The organism is Methylobacterium sp. C1, assembly GCF_001854385.1.
GTDB classification, from domain to species: domain Bacteria; phylum Pseudomonadota; class Alphaproteobacteria; order Rhizobiales; family Beijerinckiaceae; genus Methylobacterium; species Methylobacterium radiotolerans.
Genome location: NZ_CP017640.1, coordinates 4,030,832 through 4,053,321 on the forward strand (window position 1 = coordinate 4,030,832; position 22,490 = coordinate 4,053,321).

Annotated in this window: 18 protein-coding genes and 2 pseudogenes; 13 read left to right on the forward strand and 7 right to left on the reverse strand. The window is 72.1% G+C overall.

Translation table 11 applies throughout. The features are described 5' to 3' along the window. The first annotated feature begins 29 nt into the window (after positions 1-29). Both BKE41_RS18695 and BKE41_RS18700 read left to right on the forward strand, forming a co-directional pair. Positions 30-1,457, forward strand: a complete 1,428-nt coding sequence (locus BKE41_RS18695) for an MFS transporter (protein ID WP_083374383.1) — start codon at positions 30-32, stop codon at positions 1,455-1,457. A gap of 68 nt (positions 1,458-1,525) precedes the next feature. Then, the gene (locus BKE41_RS18700) at positions 1,526-2,323 is read left to right on the forward strand and encodes an SDR family oxidoreductase (RefSeq protein WP_012320459.1); all 798 of its coding nucleotides are present in this window, start codon (positions 1,526-1,528) and stop codon (positions 2,321-2,323) included. A gap of 329 nt (positions 2,324-2,652) precedes the next feature. Here the strand turns inward: BKE41_RS18700 and BKE41_RS18705 are convergent, their stop codons facing one another. Next, on the reverse strand, positions 2,653-3,012 hold the full coding sequence (locus BKE41_RS18705; RefSeq protein WP_012320460.1) for an SWIB/MDM2 domain-containing protein: 360 nt from the start codon (positions 3,010-3,012) through the stop codon (positions 2,653-2,655). Between the two features lie 243 nt (positions 3,013-3,255). Here BKE41_RS18705 and BKE41_RS32455 point away from each other — a divergent pair, with 243 nt between their 5' ends. The 3 genes and pseudogenes from BKE41_RS32455 to BKE41_RS18715 all read left to right on the forward strand — a co-directional run. After that, positions 3,256-3,378: a hypothetical protein gene (locus BKE41_RS32455; RefSeq protein ID WP_266284939.1), complete on the forward strand. Its 123-nt coding sequence runs from the start codon at positions 3,256-3,258 to the stop codon at positions 3,376-3,378. Between the two features lie 49 nt (positions 3,379-3,427). Further along, positions 3,428-3,913 carry a DUF2721 domain-containing protein gene (locus BKE41_RS18710; RefSeq protein WP_012320461.1) on the forward strand — a complete coding sequence of 162 codons (486 nt, stop codon included), beginning with the start codon at positions 3,428-3,430 and terminating at the stop codon, positions 3,911-3,913. A gap of 117 nt (positions 3,914-4,030) precedes the next feature. Beyond that, a pseudogene (locus BKE41_RS18715) lies at positions 4,031-4,381 on the forward strand (PRC-barrel domain-containing protein); the annotation flags it as partial. 121 nt (positions 4,382-4,502) lie between these two features. On the opposite strand, the gene BKE41_RS18720 reads toward BKE41_RS18715, so the two are convergent. Beyond that, the gene (locus BKE41_RS18720) at positions 4,503-4,910 is read right to left on the reverse strand and encodes a hypothetical protein (RefSeq protein WP_012320463.1); all 408 of its coding nucleotides are present in this window, start codon (positions 4,908-4,910) and stop codon (positions 4,503-4,505) included. 341 nt (positions 4,911-5,251) lie between these two features. On the opposite strand from BKE41_RS18720, the pseudogene BKE41_RS30395 reads away from it, so the two are divergent. From BKE41_RS30395 to BKE41_RS18755, 7 genes and pseudogenes are all read left to right on the forward strand, one after another. Then, positions 5,252-6,030: pseudogene (locus tag BKE41_RS30395) on the forward strand (PRC-barrel domain-containing protein). Continuing rightward, positions 6,027-7,403, forward strand: a complete 1,377-nt coding sequence (locus tag BKE41_RS18730; protein WP_024829265.1) for an MFS transporter — start codon at positions 6,027-6,029, stop codon at positions 7,401-7,403. The pseudogene BKE41_RS30395 and the gene BKE41_RS18730 overlap by 4 nt, the downstream one beginning before the upstream one ends. A 204-nt stretch (positions 7,404-7,607) precedes the next feature. Continuing rightward, positions 7,608-9,377, forward strand: a complete 1,770-nt coding sequence (locus BKE41_RS18735) for an ABC transporter ATP-binding protein (protein WP_012320466.1) — start codon at positions 7,608-7,610, stop codon at positions 9,375-9,377. A 301-nt stretch (positions 9,378-9,678) separates the two neighbouring features. Next, positions 9,679-10,608, forward strand: coding sequence for a glutaminase (locus BKE41_RS18740; RefSeq protein ID WP_012320467.1), 930 nt, complete (start codon positions 9,679-9,681; stop codon positions 10,606-10,608). Positions 10,609-10,707: 99 nt separating this feature from the next. Further along, complete coding sequence (locus BKE41_RS18745; RefSeq protein ID WP_012320468.1) at positions 10,708-12,117, forward strand: MFS transporter; 1,410 nt, start codon at positions 10,708-10,710, stop codon at positions 12,115-12,117. Between the two features lie 76 nt (positions 12,118-12,193). After that, complete coding sequence (locus tag BKE41_RS18750; protein WP_245295811.1) at positions 12,194-12,745, forward strand: Uma2 family endonuclease; 552 nt, start codon at positions 12,194-12,196, stop codon at positions 12,743-12,745. Between the two features lie 52 nt (positions 12,746-12,797). Then, complete coding sequence (locus tag BKE41_RS18755) at positions 12,798-13,811, forward strand: adenosine kinase (RefSeq protein ID WP_012320470.1); 1,014 nt, start codon at positions 12,798-12,800, stop codon at positions 13,809-13,811. Between the two features lie 56 nt (positions 13,812-13,867). On the opposite strand, the gene BKE41_RS18760 is transcribed toward BKE41_RS18755, so the two are convergent. Beyond that, the gene (locus tag BKE41_RS18760; RefSeq protein WP_024829261.1) at positions 13,868-15,550 is read right to left on the reverse strand and encodes a methyl-accepting chemotaxis protein; all 1,683 of its coding nucleotides are present in this window, start codon (positions 15,548-15,550) and stop codon (positions 13,868-13,870) included. On the opposite strand from BKE41_RS18760, the gene BKE41_RS31695 reads away from it, so the two are divergent. Next, entirely contained in the window at positions 15,483-15,668 is a 186-nt protein-coding gene (locus BKE41_RS31695) for a hypothetical protein (protein WP_162471040.1), read from the forward strand. The two genes, BKE41_RS18760 and BKE41_RS31695, sit on opposite strands and share 68 nt — an antisense overlap. A gap of 66 nt (positions 15,669-15,734) precedes the next feature. On the opposite strand, the gene BKE41_RS18765 is transcribed toward BKE41_RS31695, so the two are convergent. The 4 genes from BKE41_RS18765 to BKE41_RS18780 all read right to left on the reverse strand — a co-directional run bounded on the left by BKE41_RS18765 (position 15,735) and on the right by BKE41_RS18780 (position 22,489). Next, positions 15,735-16,706: an NADPH:quinone oxidoreductase family protein gene (locus BKE41_RS18765; RefSeq protein ID WP_029360495.1), complete on the reverse strand. Its 972-nt coding sequence runs from the start codon at positions 16,704-16,706 to the stop codon at positions 15,735-15,737. A 55-nt stretch (positions 16,707-16,761) separates the two neighbouring features. Next, the gene (locus tag BKE41_RS18770; RefSeq protein ID WP_029360496.1) at positions 16,762-18,849 is read right to left on the reverse strand and encodes a hybrid sensor histidine kinase/response regulator; all 2,088 of its coding nucleotides are present in this window, start codon (positions 18,847-18,849) and stop codon (positions 16,762-16,764) included. Between the two features lie 132 nt (positions 18,850-18,981). Then, complete coding sequence (gene polA / locus BKE41_RS18775; protein ID WP_070999964.1) at positions 18,982-22,152, reverse strand: DNA polymerase I; 3,171 nt, start codon at positions 22,150-22,152, stop codon at positions 18,982-18,984. A gap of 22 nt (positions 22,153-22,174) precedes the next feature. Then, on the reverse strand, positions 22,175-22,489 hold the full coding sequence (locus tag BKE41_RS18780) for a HepT-like ribonuclease domain-containing protein (RefSeq protein WP_234740689.1): 315 nt from the start codon (positions 22,487-22,489) through the stop codon (positions 22,175-22,177). Position 22,490 lies beyond the last annotated feature (1 nt).

The following is a 22,490-nucleotide window of genomic DNA, read 5'->3' on the forward strand; positions in this document are numbered from 1 at the left end:
CCGCCGGGACGCCGCAGGAGCGCGCACCCATGGCGCAGGTCCCGCACGGTCCGACAGGCGGCGCGCCGGGCAGCCCCCAGCCGCCCCCGCAGGCGCCCGTCCAGGACGGCCTGCCGCCCCGCGAGCGCGTCCTCGCCATGGCGGCGATCGGGCTTGCCATGACCATGGCGGTCCTCGACGGGGCCATCGTCAACGTGGCGCTGCCCGTCATGGCGAAGGACCTCTCGGTCAGGCCGGCCGACGCGATCTTCGTGGTCAACGCCTATCAGGTCGCCGTCACGGCGAGCCTCCTGCCCTTCGCGGCCCTCGGCGACATCTTCGGCTTCCGGAAGGTCTACCTGCCGGGGCTCGCGGTGTTCGTCGCCGCCTCCCTCGCCTGCGCGGTCGCGCCGAACCTGTCGCTCCTGATCGCGGCCCGCATCGTCCAGGGTCTCGGGGGCGCGGCGATCATGAGCGTCAACATCGGCTTCGTGCGCTTCATCTACCCGCACCGGATGATCGGCCAGGGGGTCGCCAACGTCGCGCTCGTGGTGGCGGTCGCCTCGGCCGCCGGCCCGACCGTGGCCGCGGCGATCCTGTCGGTGGCGACCTGGCCCTGGCTGTTCCTCGTGAACATCCCCGTGGGCCTCCTGGCCCTGACGGTGGCGTCCCGGACCCTGCCGGTCACACCGGCGAGCGGCCGGCCGTTCGATCTCGTGAGCGCGGTGCTCAACGCCCTGACCTTCGGCCTGCTGATCATCGGGATCGACGGCCTCGGCGATCCGGAAGCCCGGGGCGTCGCCATCGTCGAACTCGCGGCCGCCCTGGTGGTCGGCGCGGTGTTCGTCCGGCGTCAGATCCGGCTGCCCGCACCGCTCCTGCCGGTCGACCTGCTGCGGATCCCCGCCTTCGCCCTGTCGATGGCGACGTCGGTCGCCTCGTTCTGCGCCCAGATGGTCTCCTACGTGGCGCTGCCCTTCTACTTCCAGGACGTGCTGCACCTCTCCAGCACCCAGACGGGCTTCCTGCTCACCCCCTGGCCGATCGCGGTCGCCGCGATGGCGCCGATCTCCGGCCGCCTCGCGGACCGCTACCCGCCCGGCATCCTCGGCGGCATCGGACTGGCCATGATGGCCGCCGGGCTCGTCAGCGTGACCCTCCTGCCCGCGGCGCCCGCCATCCTCGACATCGTCTGGCGGCTGACCCTGTGCGGCCTCGGCTTCGGCCTGTTCCAGTCGCCCAACAACAAGGTCATCGTCACCTCGGCACCGCGCGAGCGGGCCGGCGGGGCGAGCGGGATGCAGTCGACGGCGCGGCTCACCGGGCAGTCGCTCGGCGCGGCCCTGGTGGCGGTGATCTTCGGCCTGACCCACGGGCTCGGGGCCGAGCGGGCCGTGACCATCTCGCTGTCCTGCGCGGTGGCGCTCTCGGTGATTGGCGGCTGCGCCAGCGTCCTGCGGCGGAGTCGGAGCGGCTAGACCGGTCCCGTATGCCACCGCGGGCACCGGACCGCGTTGACGGAACGAGTCACGTGCTGGAGCGTCCCATGGATCTCGATCTCACCGGCCGGAAGGCCCTGGTCACCGGCTCGACCGGCGGTATCGGCTACGCCATCGCCAAGGAACTCTGCGATCTCGGCGCCGAGGTCGGCATCAACGGCCGCACGCCCGAGCGCGTCGAGGCAGCGCTGGCGAAGCTGCGGGGCGAGGCCAGGGCCGGCCGGGCCTTCGCGGCGCCGGGTGATGTCGCGACCGCGGACGGCGTGTCCGCGCTCGTCCAGGCGCTGCCGGCCGTGGACATCCTGGTCAACAACACCGGGATCTTCGAGCCGAAACCGTTCTTCGAGATCCCGGATGCCGACTGGCAGCGCTTCTTCGACGTCAACGTGATGAGCGGCGTGCGCCTGTCCCGGGCCTACACGCCCGGCATGGCGGAGCGGGGCTGGGGCCGGGTGATCTTCATCTCCAGCGAGTCCGGCATCAACACGCCGACCGAGATGGTCCATTACGGGATGACCAAGACCGCGCAGCTCGCGATCTCCCGCGGGCTCGCCCAGACGGTGGCCGGGAGCGGCGTGACGGTCAACAGCGTCCTGCCCGGCCCGACCCTGTCGGAAGGTGTCGCCGAGTTCATGAAGCAGATGGCCGGCGGCGCGGCCGATGCCGACCTCGAAGCCATGGGCCGCAAGTTCGTGGCGGAGCACCGGCCCTCCTCGCTGATCCAGCGCCTCGCGCGGGTGGAGGAGGTGGCGAACCTCGTTGCCTACCTCTGCAGCCCGGCCGCGAGCGCCACCACCGGCGCGGCTCTGCGGGTCGATGGCGGTGTCCTGCAGGGCCTCGCCTAGGATCGGGCAGCACCTGACATCGGGAGCAGGCTCGGCGCGGACGCGCCCGGCCGGTCGCCGGACGACCGGCCCTGTCCGCGACCCTGCGGGCGCGGGACGGCTTTGCCTCGGCGGGAGCGCGCAGGGAAGCCCCGGATCCAGACCCGTGGGACGCGTCCGGCTCAGCGGATGGCCCGAGACCTCCGGAACGGCCGATGGCTCCGGATACCGGGCTCTCGCCCGCGGCGCGCCGCACCATTTCGGCCGGTCTTCCGGCCCGACTGGCGCGTCACGGAGGCGCCTAGAGCCGTCGGCCCGGACGAGACGCCGGACTGGGCTCTAGGTCGTGATCAGGCCTTCAGGTGGGCGGCGAGGTGCTTGTTCATCTCGAACATGGAGCACTTGTCCTTGCCGAAGACCTTCTTGAGCTTGTCGTCGGCGACGATCTCGCGCTTGTTCTGCGGGTTCTGAAGGTTGTTCTTCTTGATGTAATCCCAAACCTTGCTGACCACCTCGCCGCGGGGCAGCGGGCTGGTGCCGACGATGGCGCCGAGCTCGGCCGACGGCTTCAGCGGCTGCTGCAGAGCGTTGGGCTTTGTGCCGGCCGACTTGGCGGCAGCCGGCTTCGCAGCCTTCGCCGGGGCGGCCTTCTCCGCAGTCTTGGTGGTCTTGGCCGCCTTCGGCGCAGCCTTCTCGGTCTTTGTGGCCATAAACTTCCTCCGGTTCTCGGGCCGCAGGCCGGGGCATGATCGCCCCACGGCCGAGCCAGCATAGCAGCAACTAAGCGGTGCCGCCGCCGTTCCAAGGGGAAATTGCCTTTGAAGCACGCTCATCCACAAGGCACGCACGGGAATCCCCCGTGGGATCGCCCGATCGATGCCGTCGTGAAGATTATTCGGCCAGATGCCGGGTGCGAAACCTGCTCTTAACAATCCTGCGCGCGAAGTACAGGCATGTTCGCCCCGGCCCTCACGCTCGCGCTTCTGCTCGCCACCGGACTGGTCACGGGTCTCGGCCTGGTGATCCGCGCGGAGACGACGGCCTCCGGCGTCGCACCGGTCCGCGGACTGATCTGAGCGCGCCGGGATTGCCGCGCCGGTCCGTCGGGTGCATCAGCCCGACCGCATGACCGACCCGATCACCCTCGCCAGCCTGGAGAGCACCGCGCACGTCGTCCAGGTTGCGCTCAGCCCCGTCTTCCTCCTGTCCGGCATCGCGACGCTCCTCAACGTCTTCGGCGCCCGGCTCGCGCGCGTGGCGGACCAGGCCGACCACGTCTCCGGATTGCTGGCGGGGGCCGGCGATGCCGAGCGCGTCCGCCTCGGGCAGCGCCTGGACCGCCTTCACCGGCGCTCCCTGGCCCTGGACGCCGCGGTGTTCCTGGCCGCGCTCGGCGGCGTGGCGACCTGCGGCTCGGTGCTGACCCTGTTCGTGGGAGCGCTGCGCGACAGCACGGTCGCGACCCTGCTGTTCGGCCTGTTCGGTGCGGCGATCCTGTGCACGCTGTGCGCCCTCGTGGCCTTCGGGTTCGAGATGCTGCTGGCGAACCGATCGGTCCGCGACCGGATCAACCAGCGGCGGGCGAGCGCCGGCATGCCGCCCGACCGCTGAGCGCACGGTGCGGGCCCGAACGCCCGGCCGGCCGGCGGAACCCGTCCCGACCCGCGCGCTTAGTGAGCCGAGGGGCCGCCACGCGGGCCTTGCCCCGCGCGCGAACCGGGAGAGACCATGCCGACGGACCTGCCCAACGAGCGCACCTTGAGAGAGCCCGGCACGCTGGAACTCGACCCCACCGGCGAGGGCATGGCGATCGACGAGACGCCGCGGCTGATCGCGTCCAACATGGTCGAGGGCACGGCCGTCTACGACCGCAGCGGCCGCCACCTCGGCGCGATCCACAATTTCATGGTGGACAAGGTCTCCGGACAGGTCGCCTACGCGGTTCTGGCCTTCGGGGGCTTCCTCGGGCTCGGCGAGACCCACCATCCGCTGCCGTGGAAGAGCCTCAGCTACAGCACGGAACTCGGCGGCTACGTGGTCGACATCGAGCCCGGCGTGCTCGCGGAGGCGCCGAGCCAGGCGGTCGGCTAGGCCGAACTCGGCCGAGCTCGTCGACCGGGCTCACGCGCCCGCACCGCCTCCGGTCACGGCGCGCGGGTGCCGGCGTTGCGGACCGGTGCGGGCGCTCGGACGGATCGGCTCAGAACTTCCCGCCGAGACCGACGCTGCCGCCGGGCGACAGCATCGGGCCCATCGAGCCGCTCCCGCCGCTGCCGCCGACGGCCGCGTTGCCGCCGTCGAGATCCTCGCGCCGGATCCGACGCTCGCCGCTGTCGGCCGTCCGCGTGGCGCCGCCGGCGTTCTTCGGGATCGCGAGTTGCTTCGTCGGCGCCGTCTGGAGCGGCTGACCGTCAGCGTCGACCGCGGCGTTGTGCGGCTCGCGGTTCGGCAGAGACCCGCGCAGCGACGGCGGCAGCCCGACCTCCGTCGCCGGCATCACGCCGCCGCCTCCGCCGAGCGCCTGACAGCCGGCCACGAGACCGGCCAGAGCGGCGCCGAGCGCGAGGCCGCGCGCTGCCGCGCATCGCGACGTGGTGAGGGTCGACATCGTTTGGTCCTCGACAGTGGCCGCGGTGTCATCCGCGGCTCGCATGGGTTTATGCGCGGTTGTCTACGCTGGGGATGCGGCGAAAACCAGACAGCGCCATGGGACGCCGGGGGATGATCGCCGGACACCCTCGGCCGCTCGGCCGACAGGCGCGGCTCGAGCCTTGCTGTCGGGCCGCCGCGGTCCATAACTTCGCCCAGGTCCTGCGGCACGACGCCATCCGCAGGCGGGGTCCTGCCGGCGGCGGACCCGGGACCGGCCGAATGCGGTCGTGGACGCGCCGGCGCGCCGGTGCAGCCCGGCCTTTCCTCAGAGGACGAAGCGTGTTCAGAACCAACCGGATGATCGCGGCCGTGACGCTCGCCCTCTGGGCGTCGGGGACCGCGGCGCAGGCCCAGCCGGGCGGCAGCGAGGGTCCTGCCGGTCAGGCCGCGCCGCAGATTCCGGCCGCGCCGCAATCTGCTCCTCCGGCCCAGCCACCGGCGCCGACGCCTCCGCCTCCGCCCGCGGCGACGCCGGCCTCCCCGCCCGCCAGCCCGCCGGCTGCCGCGGGCGCGCCGCCCGCCGCGGCGCAGGCACAGCAGCAGGGAACGCCGGCCACCGTCCTCGACACCCAGGATTACGAGAGCCTGCTCGGCCGCAGCGTGCGCAGCGCCGGCGGCGACGAGCTGGGGCGCGTCATCGACATCATCATCGACAAGGAGGGCCACCCCCGCGCCGCCATCATCGATTTCGGCGGCTTCCTCGGTGTCGGAACCCGCAAGATCGCCGTGGACTGGCGCGCCCTGCGCTTCACGCCGGACGGCGGGAAGGAGCGCAAGCTGTCAGTCGCGCTGACCCGCAACCAGGTCCGCGTCTCACCGGAATACAAGGCCGGCGAGCCGATCGTGGTCCTGGGTCCCGCCAGCCCGGCCGCGCCCGCGCCGGAGGGCGAGCAGGCGGCAGCGCCCGCGTCCGGCTCGGCGACGCCGCCGCAGCCGCCCCGCCGCGCCGGCCGGCATCGACCGTCCCGGGCAACGCCGCCTCCGGGGGCACGGCGCCGCCCGCCGCGACCCCGCCGGCCTCTGCCCCGGCCGCGCCCGCACCCGCCCTGCCCCCGGAGAAAGCACCGGATAAGTGACGGTGGCCCGGTTGAAGGTCAGAACCGCCGCCGCCGCCCGCGAGCGCGACGTGCCCCGGCAGGACATCCGCTCCCGTCCGGCCCGCCTGAAGGATCAGGCGGCCGAGGCCGCGCGCTCGCCGGCAGCCTCGGCGGCCCACGGCGGACGCGCGATCTCGTCGGCGAGCCGCTACGGCCTCGACGCCTTCGCGTTCTTCGTGGCCAACCTGCAGACCGGGTTCGGCCCGTTCCTGGCGGTCTACTTCTCCCAGGCCAAGTGGACGCAGTCCGACATCGGCTTCGCCCTCACGGTGGGGAGCCTCGTGGCGCTCCTCGGCCAGGTCCCGGGAGGCGCCTTCGTCGACGTCGTGCGCTCGAAGCGCTTCGCCGCCGCCGTGGCGGTCATCGGCATCGCGGGCAGCGCGTTCGCGCTCGCGGTCTGGCCGAGCTTCCTGGTCGTGCTCCTGGCGATGGCGCTCCACTCGGCCGCGAGCTGCGTGCTGACGCCGGCCATCGCGGCGATCAGCATCGGCCTGGTCGGGCGCGCCCGGGCCGGCGAGCGCCTCGGCCGGAACGCGAGCTTCGCCGCCCTCGGCAACGCCCTCGGCGCGGCCGGCATGGGCGCCATCGGCTACTACCTGTCGAACGGCGCCGTCTTCTACCTGACCGCCGCCCTCGGCATCCCGACGGTGATCGCGCTGGCGCGCATCCGCGCCCAGGACATCGATGCCAGCGTGTTCAAGGAGCCGGCCGCGGCCCAGGCGGCGCCGGCCTCCGCGGCGCCGGCCTCCGGCCAGGACGGCATCCGCGCCCTGCTGACCAACCGCGGCCTCCTGTGCTTCGCGGCCTGCATGGTGCTGTTCTTCCTCGCCAACGCGGCGATGCTGCCGCTGGTGGGCAGCGTCCTGACCCTGCGGGCGAGCGAGACCGCCACCGCGCTGGTCGCCGCCTGCATCATGGTCCCGCAGGCCGTCCTCGCGGTCAGCGCCCCGGCGGTCGGCCGGGCCGCCGAGCGCTTCGGCCGCTACCCGGTCCTGCTGTTCGGCTTCGGCGCCCTGCCGGTCCGCGGCCTGCTCCTCGCCTACACCACCAACCCCTACGGCCTCGTCGCCATCCAGGTCCTCGACGGGATCTCGGCCTCGGTGCTGGGCGTGATGGTGCCGCTGATCGTGTCGGACCTCACCCGCGGCACCGGCCGCTTCAACCTCGCCCTCGGCGCGGTCGGCACCGCCATGGGCATCGGCGCGGCCCTCTCGACCTCGCTCGCCGGCATCATGGCCGACCATCTCGGCAGCCACAGCGCCTTCCTGGGGCTCGCGGTCGTCGGCTTCGCGGCCTTCATGCTGGTGGCGCTGATCATGCCGGAGACGCGCCAGTCGGAGCGGGCGGCCTGACCAGCGGCGGCATCGGATTCGCTTGGGTGTTTCCACGCCGCTCAAGCGGCGTTCAGGTTCTGCGGATAAAAGCGCAACGAAGGTGCGGGCCGGTGAAACATATGGCAACGCTCTCGCGTTGCCGCTGCGGGTCAGACTGCGCCCGCGCTGCACTCCGCCTCAGCCCGTAAGCCAAAGCCGCGCGAATACGGAATGGTCACCGCGATGGAAGAGCTGCACCGATACGCCGACAGGCCCTTCGCCTTCGTCGGGCGGTATCTCCGGCGCCGCTGGCTGCCGCACCTGGTCATCCTGATCTCGGTGCTCGGCGCCGTCGGCTTCTCGGTCTCCACCGACTACGCGCTCAAGGGCGTGGTCGACGCGCTGACGAAGGGGCCCGGCCCGGGCAACACCGTGGTCTGGAGCGCCCTCGCGGTCCTGATCGCCTTCATCGCCGCCGACAACATGCTCTGGCGCGTGGCCGCGCTGACCGGCGCCTTCACCTTCGTGGGCATCACGGGCGACATCCGGCGCGACCTGTTCCGGCACCTGACCGGCCATTCGCCGACCTTCTTCTCCGACCGGCAGCCGGGCACCCTGGCGTCGCGCATCACGGCGACCTCGAACGCGATCTTCACGGTCGAGAACATGTTCGTGTTCAACGTGATGCCGCCGACGGTCGCGGCCTTCGGGTCGATCGCCTACATCGCCACCGTGAACCTCACCATGGCGGGCATCCTGGCGGGCGTGTTCGCCGCCGTCGTCGTGCTGATGTTCAAGATGGCCTCGGCCGGCAAGCCGCTGCACCACGACTTCGCCGCCAAGGCGGCCTCCGTCGACGGCGAGATGGTCGACCTCGTCGGCAACATGTCGCTCGTGCGCGCCTTCTCGGCCTTCAAGCGCGAGGGCCAGCGCTTCGAGGGCACCATCGCCACCGAGATGCGGGCCCGCCGCTCGTCCCTGCTCTATCTCGAGAAGCTGCGCATCGTGCACGCGGTGCTCACCGTGCTCGCCGTGTTCGGCCTGCTCTACTGGGCGATCCAGATGTGGGAGGCCGGCCAGGCGACGAACGGTCAGGTGGTCCTGGTCTGCACGCTCGGCATCCGCATCCTCGCCGCCACCCGCGACCTCGCGGTGGCGCTGGTCGACGCGACCCAGCACACCGCCCGCCTCTCCGAGGCGCTGCACACCCTGCTCCAGCCCCACGACCTCGTGGACCATCCGGAGGCGCAGCCGCTGACCGGCCAGGGCGCCAAGATCGAGTTCGAGCACGTCGCGTTCAACTATCCGGACGGACGCCCGGTCTTCACGGATTTCGACCTCGTCATCGAGCCCGGCCAGCGCGTCGGCCTCGTGGGCCGGTCCGGCGGCGGCAAGTCGACCCTGTTCTCGCTGATCCAGCGGTTCTACGACGTGCAGAGCGGCGCGATCCGCATCAACGGCCAGAACATCGAGCGCGTCACCCAGGAATCCCTGCGCGAGGCGATCACGGTGGTCCCGCAGGACGTCTCGATGTTCCACCGCTCCTTGCGCGAGAACATCCGCTACGGCCGGCCCGACGCCACCGACGAGGAGGTGTGGCAGGCGGCCGAGGCCGCGCACTGCACCGACTTCATCAAGGCCCTGCCGGAGGGCTTCGACACGATCGTGGGCGACCGCGGCGTGAAGCTCTCGGGCGGCCAGCGCCAGCGCATCGCCATCGCCCGGGCGATCCTGAAGAACTCGCCGATCCTGCTGCTGGACGAGGCGACCTCGGCGCTGGACGCGGAATCCGAGCAGGCGATCCGTCACGCCCTCGCCAACCTGATGAAGGGCCGGACCGTCATCGCCATCGCGCACCGTCTCTCGACGCTGCAGGATTTCGACCGGATCGTCGTCCTCGACGGCGGCCGCATCGCGCAGGACGGCTCGCCCGACAAGCTGACCCATCTCGACGGCTTCTTCCGGGAGCTGATGAAGAAGGAATCCATGGCGATGGCGCTCGCCGCCGCGTGAGAATCCTCTTCGTCGAGCGGCCGCACCGCTGCCGCCTCTGCGGGCGCCGCGAAGCAATCCGGTCGCGCCGCGCTGGCCGAGGTCGCGCCGCTCCGGGTCGCCGCGCGCGCGATGACGGTGCGGATCGGGTGACCGCCCGGCGGCCGACGCCCGCCGGCTGATCGTCGCGTGAGCGCGGCCGCTCCGGTTCCCAGGCCGGTCCGGCGCTGCTAGATCACCGCCGGGCCGGACCGGACCTTGCATCGCCTGAGACGTCGCGAACCGGCCCGGTTCCGACGCAACGCGACGCCCGAGCCCGACCGTGCCCGACCTTGCCCACGTCATCCGGGAGATCTCCGAGGAGATGGCCCAGCGCTCCGACCGGGGCGCGGTCGCGGACTACATCCCCGAGCTCGCCCGGGTCGATCCCGACCAGTTCGGCATGGCGGTGATCGACGCCGAGGGACAGGTCTTCACCGGCGGCGACAGCGAGACGCCGTTCTCGATCCAGAGCGTGTCGAAGGTGTTCACGCTCACCCTCGCCCTCGGCATGGTCGGCGACCGGCTCTGGAAGCGCGTCGGCCGCGAGCCCTCGGGCAACCCGTTCAATTCCATCGTCCAGCTGGAGCGGGAGCGCGGCGTGCCGCGCAACCCGTTCATCAACGCGGGCGCGATCGCGGTCACCGACGTGATCCTCTCGGGTCACGAGCCCCGCGAGGCGCTGGGCGAGATCCTGCGCTTCATGCAGTTCCTGGCCCAGGATTCCGGCATCATCATCGACGAGACGGTGGCGGCCTCGGAGAAGCGCACGGGCTTCCGCAACACCGCGCTCGCCAACTACATGAAGTCGTTCGGGGTCATCGACAATCCGGTCGACTACACGCTCGGCGTCTACTTCCATCACTGCGCCATCGCGATGAACTGCCGCCAGCTCGCGCGGGCCGGCCGGTTCCTGGCGCATAACGGCGTCAACCCGTCGACCGGCCACTCGGTGGTCTCGGCGGAGCGCGCGCGCCGCATCAACGCGATCATGCTGACCTGCGGCCACTACGACGGGTCGGGCGAGTTCGCCTACCGCGTGGGCCTGCCGGGCAAGAGCGGGGTCGGCGGCAGCATCCTGGCGATCGCGCCCGGCAAGGCGTCCATCGCCGTCTGGTCGCCCGGCCTCGACGCGGCGGGCAATTCCCACCTCGGCCGCATCGCCCTGGAGCGGCTCACGCAGCGCATGGGCTGGTCCGTCTTCGGCGCGTGAGGGTCCCCTCCCGGCCGGCGTCGCGCCCCCTTGCGCGGCGCGCGCTTCCGCGGCACTGCGCCGGCGGGGCGCCGCGGCGCCGAGACGAGGTTTATCGGCATGGCGACGCGTACGGCGGTCCGGGCTGCCGATGAAGGTCTCGATCCCGGCGCCATCCTGGCCCGTCTCGACCGGCTTCCGGCGACGCCGACGGTCTGGCGCCTCGTGGTGCTGCTCGGGCTCGGCTTCTTCTTCGAGCTCTACGACCTGCTCTTCACCGGCTACGTCGCGCCGGGCCTCGTCAAGGCCGGGATCCTGACGCCGACGACCCCGGGCCTGTTCGGTGCCAGCGGCGTCGCGAGCTTCGTCGCCGCCCTGTTCACCGGCCTGTTCATCGGCACCCTCGCCTGCGGCTGGCTCGCCGACCGGTTCGGCCGGCGGGCGATCTTCACGTGGTCGCTCTTGTCCTACACCGCCGCCAACGTGGTGATGGCCTGCCAGAGCGACGCCTTCGGCCTCAATCTCTGGCGCCTGATCGCCGGGATCGGCCTCGGCCTGGAGATGGTGACGATCGGCAGCTACCTCTCCGAGCTGGTGCCGAAGGCGATCCGCGGCCGGGCCTTCGCCCTGTGCCAGGGCATCGGCTTCACCGCCGTGCCGGTCGTGGCGTTCCTGTCCTACCTGCTGATCCCGGCGGCGCCCCTCGGCATCGACGGGTGGCGCTGGGTCGTGCTGATCGGCGCCTCGGCGGCGATCGTGGTCTGGTGGATGCGGGCGGGCCTGCCGGAGAGCCCGCGCTGGCTCGTCGAGCACGGCCGTCTGGCGGAGGCCGAGGCGGTCCTGCGGCAGCTGGAGGCGCGGATCGCGGCCGAGACCGGCGGCCCGCTTCCCGCACCGGCCGCGCCGGAGCCGGTGCAGCCGCGCGGCGCGTTCCGCGATCTCTGGGTCCAGCCCTACCGGCGCCGGGCCCTGATGATGGCGGGGTTCAACGTCTTCCAGACGGTGGGCTTCTACGGCTTCGCCAACTGGGTGCCGACCCTCCTGGTGGCCCAGGGCATCACGGTGACGTCGAGCCTCGCCTACACGGCCCTGATCGCGCTCGCCGCCCCGGTCGGGCCCCTGATCGGCCTCGCCATCGCCGACCGGTTCGAGCGCAAGCACGTCATCGTGGCCGCCGCCCTCCTCTACATCGCCTGCGGCCTGGCCTTCGCGCAGACGCGGGACGTCGCCGTCATCGTGGCGCTCGGCATCGGCCTGACGCTGGCCTCGAACGTGATGTCGTACAGCTTCCACGCCTATCAGGCCGAGCTGTTCCCCACGGGCATCCGCGCCCGGGCGGTCGGCTTCGTCTATTCCTGGAGCCGCTTCTCGGCGATCTTCACCGGCTTCGTCATCGCGTTCGTGCTGCGGGAGGCCGGGACGCCGGGCGTGTTCCTGTTCATCTCGGCGGCGATGCTGGCCGCGGGCCTGCTCGTCGGGCTGCTGGGTCCCCGGACGCGGGACGTCGCGCTGGAGAAGATCGCGGGGTGAGGCGCGTGAGGAGCACGGCTCCCGGCAGGCCGAATCCGTGCTGGCCTCGGGCATGGTCGCTCAGCCGAGATCCCGGATGACGGTCGACGAGTTTCTCGCCTGGGCCGAGGGGCAGCCGGGACGCTTCGAGCTGGTCGACGGCGAGGTGTTCGCGATGTCGCCGGAGCGCGTTCGGCATGCCGAGGTCAAGGCGGCCACCTATCTGGCGCTCCGGTCGGCACTGAAGCAGGCGGGGAGCGCCTGCTACGCGCTGCCGGATGGCATCAGCGTTCGCGTCGGTCGGGATACGGTCTTCGAGCCCGACGCCCTCGTTTACTGCGGGATGCGCGCTGACCCCGATGCGACCGAGATCACCGATCCCGTCATCGTCGTCGAGGCTCAGTCGCCGGGCGCACGCGCGGTGGACTCGGGCCTGAAACTGACCCGCTACTTCGGTCTGGAGAGCGTCATCCACTATCTGATCGTGGATCCGGTGAAGCGCCACGTCATCCATCACCGCCGCGCGCAGGGCGGCCTGATCGAGACCCGCATCGCGACCCGGGAGACGCTGGACCTGACGCCGCCCGGCCTGCGCCTGCCCGTGCCCGAGCTGTTCGCCGACCTCGCGCCCGCCGACGACGGCGCTTGATCCGATCCGAGGCGGATGCCACAGCGGCGCGAACGCGAATCAGGACGCCCGGATGACTGCACCCCTCGATCTCCTCGTGCTCGGCAACGCGATCGTCGACGTGATCGCCCGCACGGACGACGCCTTCCTGGCGGCGCAGGGCGTCACCAAGGGCGCGATGCAGCTCATCGACGAGCCGCGGGCCGAGGCGCTGTTCCAGGCGATGGGACCGGCGACGATCGTGTCGGGCGGCTCGGGCGCCAACACCGCGGTCGGCGCGGCGCTCCTCGGGGCCAGGACCGGCTTCGTCGGCAAGGTCCGGAACGACGAGCTCGGCGGCCTGTTCAGCCACGACCTCAAGGCGACCGGCGTCGACTTCACCGTCCCGGCCGCCGCCGAGGGTCCGGCCACCGCCCGGTGCTTCGTGCTCGTGACGCCGGACGGCGAGCGCACGATGAGCACCTATCTCGGCGCCTGCCAGGGCCTGTCGCCCGACGATGTCGACAAGACGCTCGTGAGCTCGGCCCGCGTCGTCTATCTCGAGGGCTATCTCTGGGATCCGCCGGCCGCCAAGGACGCGTTCCGCAAGGCCGCGCAGCTCGCCCATCAGGCGGGCAACGCCGTCGCGCTGACCCTCTCGGACGCGTTCTGCGTGGGCCGCTACCGCGACGAGTTCCTCGGCCTCGTGCGGGACGGCAGCATCGACATCCTGTTCGCCAACATGGCCGAGCTGCAGAGCCTCTACGAGACCGAGGATCCCGAGGCCGCCGTCGCGGCCCTGCGCGACGAGCGCAACGCCCGCGGCCGCCACCTGCTCGGCCTGGTCACGCGCTCGGCCGACGGCGCCCTGGTGGTGCAGGGTGGCGAGGTCCGGGCCGTCGAGGCGAGCCCGGTCCAGACGGTGGTCGACACGACCGGCGCGGGCGACCTGTTCGCCGCCGGCTTCCTGGCCGGCCACGCCCGCGGGCTGGACAACGTCGCCAGCGCCCGCCTGGGCACGCTCGCGGCCGCCGAGGTCATCCAGCACATCGGCGCCCGCCCGCAGGCGGACCTGATCGGCCTGGCCAAGGCGCGCGGGCTCCTCTGAGCCGGCGCGCCGGGCGCGCGGCCGGAGAGGTCCGCGTCCGCGCCGATCCCGCGCGCTCAGGCCGCGCGGACGGTCGCGAGGAAGCGCGTCACCTCGTCCCTGAGATGCCCGGACCGGAGCGACAGCTCCGAGGCTGCCGTGAGAACCTGGTCGGCCGCCGCGCCGGTCCCCTTGGCCGCGTCGGCGACGCCCGCGATGGTGCCGGTGACGTCGGCCGCCCCCTGGGCGGCCTGGGAGACGTTGCGGACGATCTCCTGCGTCGCCGCGCCCTGCTGCTCCACGGCGCTGGCGATCCGCGTCGCCACCGCGCTGAGTTCCTGGACCCGGCCGCCGATGCGCCCGATCGCCGAGACGGCGTCGCCGGTGGAGGCCTGGATCCGGGCGACGTGGGCGCCGATCTCGTCGGTCGCCCGCGCGGTCTGGCCGGCCAGGTCCTTCACCTCCGCGGCCACGACGGCGAAGCCGCGGCCGGCGTCGCCCGCCCGCGCCGCCTCGATCGTGGCGTTCAGCGCCAGGAGGTTCGTCTGCTCGGCGATGCTCGAGATCAGGCCCACGACGTGGCCGATCTGGACCGCCGCCCCGTTCAGATCCTGAACCAAGTGCGCGGTCGCCGCCGCGTCCGCGACCGCCGACTGCGTCAGCGCCGTCGAACCCGCGACCTGGCGGCTGATCTCCTGGACGGAGGCGCCGAGTTCCTCCGCCGCCGCCGCCGCGACGTTGACGGTGCTGGCCGCGAGTTCGGCCGCGCTCGCCACCCGGCCGGAGCGATCGGCGGTGTCGCCGGCCGCCTCGCTCATGGCCGAGGCCGTGTCCTGCAGCGCGGCGACGGCGGCCGAGACCGTGCCGATGATGCCGCCGACCGTGCCCTCGAAGGCGTCGGCGATCTCCTGCACGCCGCTCCGCCGCCGCGCCTCGGCCGCGGCGCGGGCCTGCGCGGCTTCGTGCTCGAGGGCCCGCGCGCGGATCAGGCCGTCCTTGAAGACCCGGACGGACGCCGCCATGACGCCGATCTCGTCCCCTCGCTCGGAACCGTTGACGGCCACGTCGAGGTCGTCGGCCGCGAGCCGGCCCATGATCTCGGCCAGCGACCGGATCGGGCGGGCGACCCGGTGCCAGACCCACCAGACCGCCGCGCCGGTCATCGCCGCTCCGATCACCGAGAGCGCGATGGTGACGGACCACGCCGTCCGGAACGCGTCCTCGGAGCGCCGGACCGAGACGTTCGTGCCCTCCGCAGCGACCTGGGCCAGATCCGCCAGGGCGTCGAAGGCGGCCACCAGCGGCGGGCGGGCCGGCGCGATGGCGTCGCGGGCCGCGTTCCGGTCGCCGCGCCTGAGTGGCGCGAGGATCGCCTCCTGGGCAACGCGATAGACCTTCCACCGCCCCTCGAACGCGTCCCAGAGCGCGCGCTCCCGGGGCGTCGTCGCGCGCGCGCGATAGCTCCGGAAGGCCTCGGGGATGGTCCGATCCATCTCGACGAACTCGGCATCGAGGTCCCGGTTCTCACCGTCGTCGGTGGCGACCACCTTGCGGATCGTCGTCGTGTGGTACCGCAGCATCAGGAATCGAATCGTGTGGAGATCGTTGTCCTTGCGCACCCAGACGTCGCGGGTCTCCACGGCGGCGGCGTTGATGGCCTGTATCTGCATCAGGCCAATGGTCGAGCTCGCGATGAACAGCAAAAAGCCGATCAACGAGGGCAGCATCAGCTTCGATACGACACTTCTGCGCAAGTTCATCTCGGGCACCGCGGAGGACGACGTCGTCTCATCGGGACCCATGAAGATGAAGGACAGATTTTTCCGCAACCTCTACTTCGGAGACGGCCCGCGCCGCAGATCAGCGCGGAACGCATGACTCGCCGCCCGCCGAGGCCGTGCGGCGGGTCGAGGGCCGACCCGGTCGAGGGCGGCCGCGGCCCGATCAGGGCCGCAGGAGAACCTTGCCCACGGCCGCCCGGCGGGTCAGGAGGCCGAAGGCCTCCGGGTACTCCGCCAGCGGGTAGACGCCGTGGACCTGCGCGGTGAGCTCGCCCTCGGCGACCCAGCCGAGGAGGCGGCGCTGATCGGCCCGGTGGGCCTCGGGCTCGCGATCCAGGAAGGCGCCCCAGTGGACGCCCTGCACGTCGAGTTCCTTGAGGAGCATCAGGTTCAGCGGCAGCCGCGGGATGGCGCCGGCGGCGAAGCCGATCACGAGGAAGCGTCCGCGCCAGCCGAGCGCCCGCAGGGCCGGCTCCGCGTAGGCGTCGCCGACCGCGTCGTAGACCACGTCGATCCCGCCGCCCGAGATCCGGCGCAGCTCGTCCTTGAGCGTCGCGGGGTCGTAGACCACGCCCGCCTCGGCGCCGTGGGCGCGGGCGACCGCGAGCTTCTCCTCCGAGGAGGCGCAGGCGATCACCCGGGCGCCCATCAGCCGGCCGAGCTCGACGGCGGCGAGGCCGACGCCCCCGGACGCGCCGAGGACCGCCAGCCACTCGCCGGGCTGCAGGCGGGCGCGGTTCGCCAGGGCGTGGAGCGAGGTGCCGTAGGTGATGGTGAGCCCGGCCGCCTGCGCGTCCGGCACGGCGTCCGGCACCGGGGTGAGCCGGGCGGCGTCGAGGGCGATCAGCTCCGCGCAGCAGCCGTGCCCGGCATGGACGATCACCCGGTCGCCCACGGACACGCCCGAGGCCCCCTCACCCAGCGCCTCGACCACGCCGACCCCCTCGCCGCCCGGCGAGAACGGCAGGGCCGGCTTCACCTGGTAGCGCCCGGCGGTGATCAGCGTGTCGAAGAAGTTCAGCGCCGCGAGCCGCATCCGCACCAGCGCCTGCCCGGGACCCGGCACCGGGTCGGGGCGCTCGACGATCTCCAGATGCTCCGGCCCGTCGAGCCTCGTGCACAGCAGCGCCCGCATGGCGTCTCTCCTCCCCGGCAATTCCCGGCCGATCAGGCCCGAACCGGCCGCGCGGTCAAGCCGTTCCGATCATCTCGCGGATGCGGGCGCCCAGCACCTCCACCACGAACGGCTTGGTGATGACCTGCATCCCGGCATCGAGCGGCCCGTTGCCGAAGACCGCGCTCTCGGCGTAGCCGGTGACGAACAGGACCTTGAGGCCCGGGCGCGTGACCCGGCCGGCCTCGGCCATCTGGCGCCCGTTCATGCCGCCCGGCAGTCCGACATCGGACACCAGCAGGTCGATGCGCACGTCGGATTGCAGCACCTTGAGGCCGGCCGCGCTGTCGGCGGCCTCGATTGCCGTGTAGCCGAGATCCTCCAGCACCTCGGTGACCAGCATGCGGACGGTCGGCTCGTCGTCGACCACCAGCACGGTCTCGCCCGGCGCGGCCCGCGGCGGCGCGCCGACGGCGGCGTGCGCGTCCTCCTCGGCGACCGCGCCGCGATGGCGGGGCAGGTACAGGCAGACCGTGGTGCCCTTGCCGACCTCGGAGTGGATCCGCACCTGGCCGCCCGATTGCTGCGCGAAGCCGTAGATCATCGACAGGCCGAGGCCGGTGCCCTGCCCCAGGGGCTTCGTGGTGAAGAACGGCTCGAACACCTTGCCGACGATCTCGGGCGACATGCCGATGCCGGTGTCGGTGACGCAGAGGGAGAGGTACTGGCCGGGCGGCATGTCGTGGCGCCGGGCGGCGCGCTCGTCGAGCCAGGCATTGGCGGTCTCGATCGTGATGCGCCCCCCCTCGGGCATCGCGTCCCGGGCGTTGATGCACAGGTTGAGGAGCGCGTTCTCGAGCTGCGGCGGGTCGACCAGGGCCGGCCAGAGGCCGGGCGGCGCCACGACCTCGACCATTACGGCGGGGCCCACGGTGCGCCGGATCAGCTCCTCCATGCCGGCCACCAGCCGGTTCACGTCGGTGGGCTTCGGGTCGAGGGTCTGGCGCCGCGAGAAGGCGAGGAGCCGGTGGGTCAGCGCCGCGGCCCGCTTCGAGGCCCCCTGCGCCGCGTTGATGTAGCGGTCCACATCCATGACGCGGCCCTGGCCGAGGCGGGTCTGGATCAGCTCCAGCGAGCCGGAGATGCCGGCGAGCAGGTTGTTGAAGTCGTGGGCGATGCCGCCGGTCAGCTGGCCGACGGCCTCCATCTTCTGCGACTGCCGCAGGGCCTCCTCGGCCGCGGCCAGGGCGTCGGCGCGCTCGCGCTCCGCGGTGAAATCGCGGCCGACGGCGTTGATGATCCCCTCCCCCGGCCGGGCCGCCCAGCTGATCCAGCGATAGCCGCCGTCCCGGTGGCGGTAGCGGTTGTCGAAGCGCGCGAGGCTCGACCCCGCGGAGAGCTGGCCCGCGCCCGCGACGGTGCGGTCGAGATCGTCCGGATGGACGAGGGCGATGAGCTTCGTTCCGACCAGCTCGTCCGGGCGCCAGCCCAGCACCTCGGTCCAGGCCGGGTTCACCGCGGTGATCGTCCCGTCGAACAGGCAGCGCAGCATCATGTCGGACGAGAGCGTCCACAGGGCGTTGCGGTCGGCCGTGCGCTCCTCGACCTGCTGCGCCAAGGTGGCGTTCAGATCGCGCAGCTCCGCCAGCGCCGCCTCGAGCCGCCCCTGGCTCTCCTTGAGGGCGGCGTCCGCCCGGACCCGGCCGGTGGTCTCGTTGGTGAGGATGAACAGGCCGGTGACCCGGCCGTCGGCATCGAGAACCCGCGAGTACGAGAAGGTCCACCACGTCTCGCGGGCGCCCCGATCGGTGTCGAGCTGCCACGGCAGGTCGACGAAGCGCTCCGGACGGCCCGCCATCGCGGCGTCGATGATCGGCCTGGCCTGATCCCAGGCATCCGCCCAGACCACGTCGAACCGCTCGCCCATCGCCCAGGGCAACCGCGGGCCGAGGAGCGGGAAGTAGGTGTCGTTGAAGAAGAAGTGGAGGTCGGGCCCCCAGGCCAGGATCATCGATTCCGGGGAGTTGAGGACGAGCGACAGGGCCGCGCGGAACTCCGCCGGCCACGTCTCCGGAAGCCCCAGGGGATGACCCGACCAGTCGCGCGCGCGGATCATCCGCGCGGCCTCGCCGCCGCCGGAGAGGAAGGCGAGGGAGTCGGTCACGGGCTCTGAGCGGTGCAGGTCATGGGCGTACGGCGTATGACGGTCTTCGGCGGCCTGTCCAGGATGCCCGGTCGCGGTTCAGCGACGTCGGTTCAGAGCGCCACCGGCTCGGCCTCGATCCGACCCGACCCGTCAATGCGCCTCCTGCCAGTTGCCCGCCGCGTTGGCCTCGACCACGAGCGGCACCTTCAGCGTCAGGGCCGGCGCCGGCGCCTCTTCCATGACGCCGCGGATGATCGGGATCGTCCGCTCCACCTCGTCCTCGGCGACCTCGAAGACCAGCTCGTCGTGCACCTGCAGCAGCATGCGGGCGTTCAGCTTCTTGGCGGCGAGCGCCGCCTCCATCCGCGTCATGGCCCGGCGGATGATGTCGGCGGCCGAGCCCTGGATCGGCGCGTTGATCGCCTGCCGCTCGACGCTGGCCCGCTCGGAGGGGTTGTTGGAGCGGATCTGCGGGTAGTGGCACACCCGGCCGAACAGGGTGGTGACGTAGCCCTTGTCGCGGCAGCCCTTCTTGGTGGTCTCGATGTAGTCCCGGATGCCCGGGAACTGCTCGAAATACTGCTTGATGAACGCCGAGGCCTCCTCGCGGCCGATGCCGAGCCGGTCGGCGAGGCCGAAGGCCGAGATGCCGTAGATGATGCCGAAGTTGATGGTCTTCGCCCGGCGCCGCAGGTCGGGGGTCATCTCCTTGAGCGGCACGCCGAACATCGCCGAGGCGGTCGCCGCGTGGATGTCGATCCCGTCCTCGAACGCCTTCCGGAGTTCCGGGATGTCGGCCATGTGGGCGAGCAGCCGCAGCTCGATCTGCGAGTAGTCGGCCGAGATCAGCCGGTTGCCGGGCGCCGCCACGAAGGCGCGGCGGATGCGCCGCCCCTCCTCGGTGCGGATCGGGATGTTCTGCAGGTTCGGCTCGGAGGAGGACAGCCGCCCCGTGGTGGTGGCCGCCAGCGAGAACGAGGTGTGGACCCGCGCCGTCTCGCGGTCGGCGTGGGCCTGGAGCGCGTCCGTGTAGGTGGATTTCAGCTTCGACAGCTGCCGCCACTCCAGTATTTTTTTGGGTAGGGGATGCCCGGCCTGGGCCAGCTCCTCCAGCAGGGTCGCGGGCGTGGCCCACTGGCCCGACGGCGTCTTCTTGGCCCCCGGCAGACCCATCTTCCCGAACAGGATGTCGCCGATCTGCTTCGGCGAGCCGACCGAGAATTTCTCCCCGGCATCCTCCTGGATCTCCTCCTCCAGGCGGACGAGGATCTGCGAGAAATCCCCGGACAGGCGGCTCAGCATCTCCCGGTCGACGCGGATGCCGCGCTGCTCCATCCGGGCGATCACCGGCAGCAGGGGCCGCTCCAGGGTCTCGTAGACGGCGACCCGGTGCTCGGCCACGAGGCGCGGCTTCATCATCCGCCACAGGCGCAGGGTGACGTCGGCGTCCTCGGCCGCGTAGGCCGTGGCCTTGTCGATCGCGACCCGGTCGAAGGTCACCTTGTTGCGGCCGGTGCCGGCCACGTCCGAGAAGGTGATCGGCTGGTGGCCGAGATGCCGGCGGGCCAGCTCGTCCATGCCGTGCCCGCCCTTGCCGGCGTCGAGCACGTACGAGATCAGCATCGTGTCGTCGAACGGCGCGACCTCGATGCCGTAGCGGGCGAGCACCACCCAGTCGTACTTGAGGTTCTGGCCGACCTTCAGGACCCCCGGGTTCTCGAGGAGCGGCTTCAGCCGGGCGACGGCCTCCTTCAGGGGGATCTGGCCCGGCACCGGCTCAACCACGTCGGACGGCGCGGCGCCCTCGCCGAACAGGTCGGTGGCGTCCGCCTGCACCTTGGCGGCCTGGACGTGGGCGAGCGGGATGTAGCAGGCCCGGCCGGTGGCGACCGCCAGCGAGACGCCGACGAGGCCGGCCCTGTGGGCATCGAGCGAGTCGGTCTCGGTGTCGACCGCGATCACGCCGGCCTCCTCGGCCTCGGCGATCCAGGCGTCGAGCTGCTCCAGCGATGAGACCGTCTCGTAGGCGGCGGTGTCGAACGGCGCCACGGATTCCGCGGCCCGGGCCGCCACCACGTTGCCGGGGGTCGCCTCGACGGGCGCCCGGGGCTTGGCGGGGGCGTCCGGCAGGTCGAGATCGGCGAAGGGATCGATCTCGCCGCCCTCCGGCGGGGCGGCGCCCGGCGGCCGCTCGGCCCCCGCCGCCGCGGTCTCGGGATCCGGCGGCACGGAATCGCCGAAGAACGGCACCGCGTCGCTGCCGCCGGCCGCGTTGCCGTAGCCGTGCGGCCGGGCGCCCGGCAGGAGCCGCGGGTCGGGCTTCACCGCCTCGGGGTCGACGTGCAGCATCTGGGCGATGCGGCGCGTCAGCGTGTTGAACTCCATCGCCTTGAGGAAGCCGACCAGCTTCTCGGGATTGGGCTGGGGCACGCCGAGATCGTCCAGCGGCACCGGGACGGGCACGTCCTCCATCAGCGCCACGAGCCTGCGCGACAGCTTGGCCTGATCGACGTTGGCGAGCAGCGTCTCCCGCCGCTTGGGCTGCTTGATCTCGCCCGCCCGCTCCAGCAGGGCCTCCAGGCTGCCGAACTCCTTGATCAGCGCCGCGGCCGTCTTCAGGCCGATGCCGGGCACGCCCGGCACGTTGTCGGAGGTGTCGCCGATGAGCGCCAGCGCGTCGCCGATCTGGTTCGGCTGCAGGCCCTCCCACTTGGCGACGATCGCCTCGACGTCGAGGTTGCGCTCGGGCCGGTAGCCGGGCTTGCCCTTGGCGCCCGACTCGAAGTCGTAGAACCGGACCTGCGGCCCGACGAGCTGCATCAGGTCCTTGTCGGACGAGACGATGATGACGCCCGCGCCCCGCGCCTCGGCCTGGCGGGTGTAGGTGGCGATGAGGTCGTCGGCCTCGTAGCGCTCCAGCTCCACGGCGTGCAGGCCGAAGGCGCGCACCGCGTCGCGCATCAGCGGCATCTGCCGCTTCAGATCGTCGGGCGCGTCCGGGCGGTGGCCCTTGTAGTCGGGGAACATCTCCTTGCGGAACGAGCCCTCGGACTTGTCGAAGACGATGCCGAGATGGGTCGGCATCGTGCCGGCGGCCCCGTCCTGCAGGAACTGCGCGATCTTGGTGCAGAACAGCCGCACGGCGCCGGTGGGCAGCCCGTCGGAGGGGCGCGAGTTGTACTTCTGGTCCTGGTTGATCGACTGGAAATAGGCCCGGAAGATGAAGGACGAGCCGTCGACCAGGATCACCTGATCGCCGGGTCCGACGGGCTTGGTCTCGGGGCTCGAGTCGGGCTTCGCGTCGGGCTTCGAGTCGGTCATGGGCTCAGGCGGCTCGGGGCGATCAGGAGTCGGGCGCGCGGTCCAGCTCGGCGCGGCAGGCCGCGACGAGAACGGGCAACTCGTGGTGGACGGTGAGCCAGACGATGTCCAGCGTCACCCGATGATAGCTGTGGCGATAGACGTTCCCCGCATCCGCGATCTGACGCCACGGCACGTCGGGATATCGGGCTCTCGTCTCGGCGCTCAATCGGCGGCTCGCCTCCGAGATGATCTCCAGGCAGCGCACGACCGCGAAGTGGGTGCGCTCGTCTGCCTCGAACGTCTCGAGCGTGAATCCCGCCACGAAGCGCGCGACGCGCTCCGCGTTGGCGATCATG

What these genes read in the sequence shown, in the direction of transcription:
- BKE41_RS18780 (WP_234740689.1), bottom strand. Translation starts at nt 22,489, where the DNA reads ATGATCGCCAACGCGGAGCGCGTCGCGCGCTTCGTGGCGGGATTCACG.
- BKE41_RS18760 (WP_024829261.1), bottom strand. Translation starts at nt 15,550, where the DNA reads ATGAACTTGCGCAGAAGTGTCGTATCGAAGCTGATGCTGCCCTCGTTG.
- BKE41_RS18750 (WP_245295811.1), top strand. Translation starts at nt 12,194, where the DNA reads ATGACGGTCGACGAGTTTCTCGCCTGGGCCGAGGGGCAGCCGGGACGC.
- BKE41_RS18735 (WP_012320466.1), top strand. Translation starts at nt 7,608, where the DNA reads ATGGAAGAGCTGCACCGATACGCCGACAGGCCCTTCGCCTTCGTCGGG.
- BKE41_RS18755 (WP_012320470.1), top strand. Translation starts at nt 12,798, where the DNA reads ATGACTGCACCCCTCGATCTCCTCGTGCTCGGCAACGCGATCGTCGAC.
- BKE41_RS18705 (WP_012320460.1), bottom strand. Translation starts at nt 3,012, where the DNA reads ATGGCCACAAAGACCGAGAAGGCTGCGCCGAAGGCGGCCAAGACCACC.
- BKE41_RS18695 (WP_083374383.1), top strand. Translation starts at nt 30, where the DNA reads ATGGCGCAGGTCCCGCACGGTCCGACAGGCGGCGCGCCGGGCAGCCCC.
- BKE41_RS31695 (WP_162471040.1), top strand. Translation starts at nt 15,483, where the DNA reads ATGAACAGCAAAAAGCCGATCAACGAGGGCAGCATCAGCTTCGATACG.
- BKE41_RS18745 (WP_012320468.1), top strand. Translation starts at nt 10,708, where the DNA reads ATGGCGACGCGTACGGCGGTCCGGGCTGCCGATGAAGGTCTCGATCCC.
- BKE41_RS18765 (WP_029360495.1), bottom strand. Translation starts at nt 16,706, where the DNA reads ATGCGGGCGCTGCTGTGCACGAGGCTCGACGGGCCGGAGCATCTGGAG.
- BKE41_RS18700 (WP_012320459.1), top strand. Translation starts at nt 1,526, where the DNA reads ATGGATCTCGATCTCACCGGCCGGAAGGCCCTGGTCACCGGCTCGACC.
- BKE41_RS18720 (WP_012320463.1), bottom strand. Translation starts at nt 4,910, where the DNA reads ATGTCGACCCTCACCACGTCGCGATGCGCGGCAGCGCGCGGCCTCGCG.
- polA (WP_070999964.1), bottom strand. Translation starts at nt 22,152, where the DNA reads ATGACCGACTCGAAGCCCGACGCGAAGCCCGACTCGAGCCCCGAGACC.
- BKE41_RS32455 (WP_266284939.1), top strand. Translation starts at nt 3,256, where the DNA reads ATGTTCGCCCCGGCCCTCACGCTCGCGCTTCTGCTCGCCACCGGACTG.
- BKE41_RS18710 (WP_012320461.1), top strand. Translation starts at nt 3,428, where the DNA reads ATGACCGACCCGATCACCCTCGCCAGCCTGGAGAGCACCGCGCACGTC.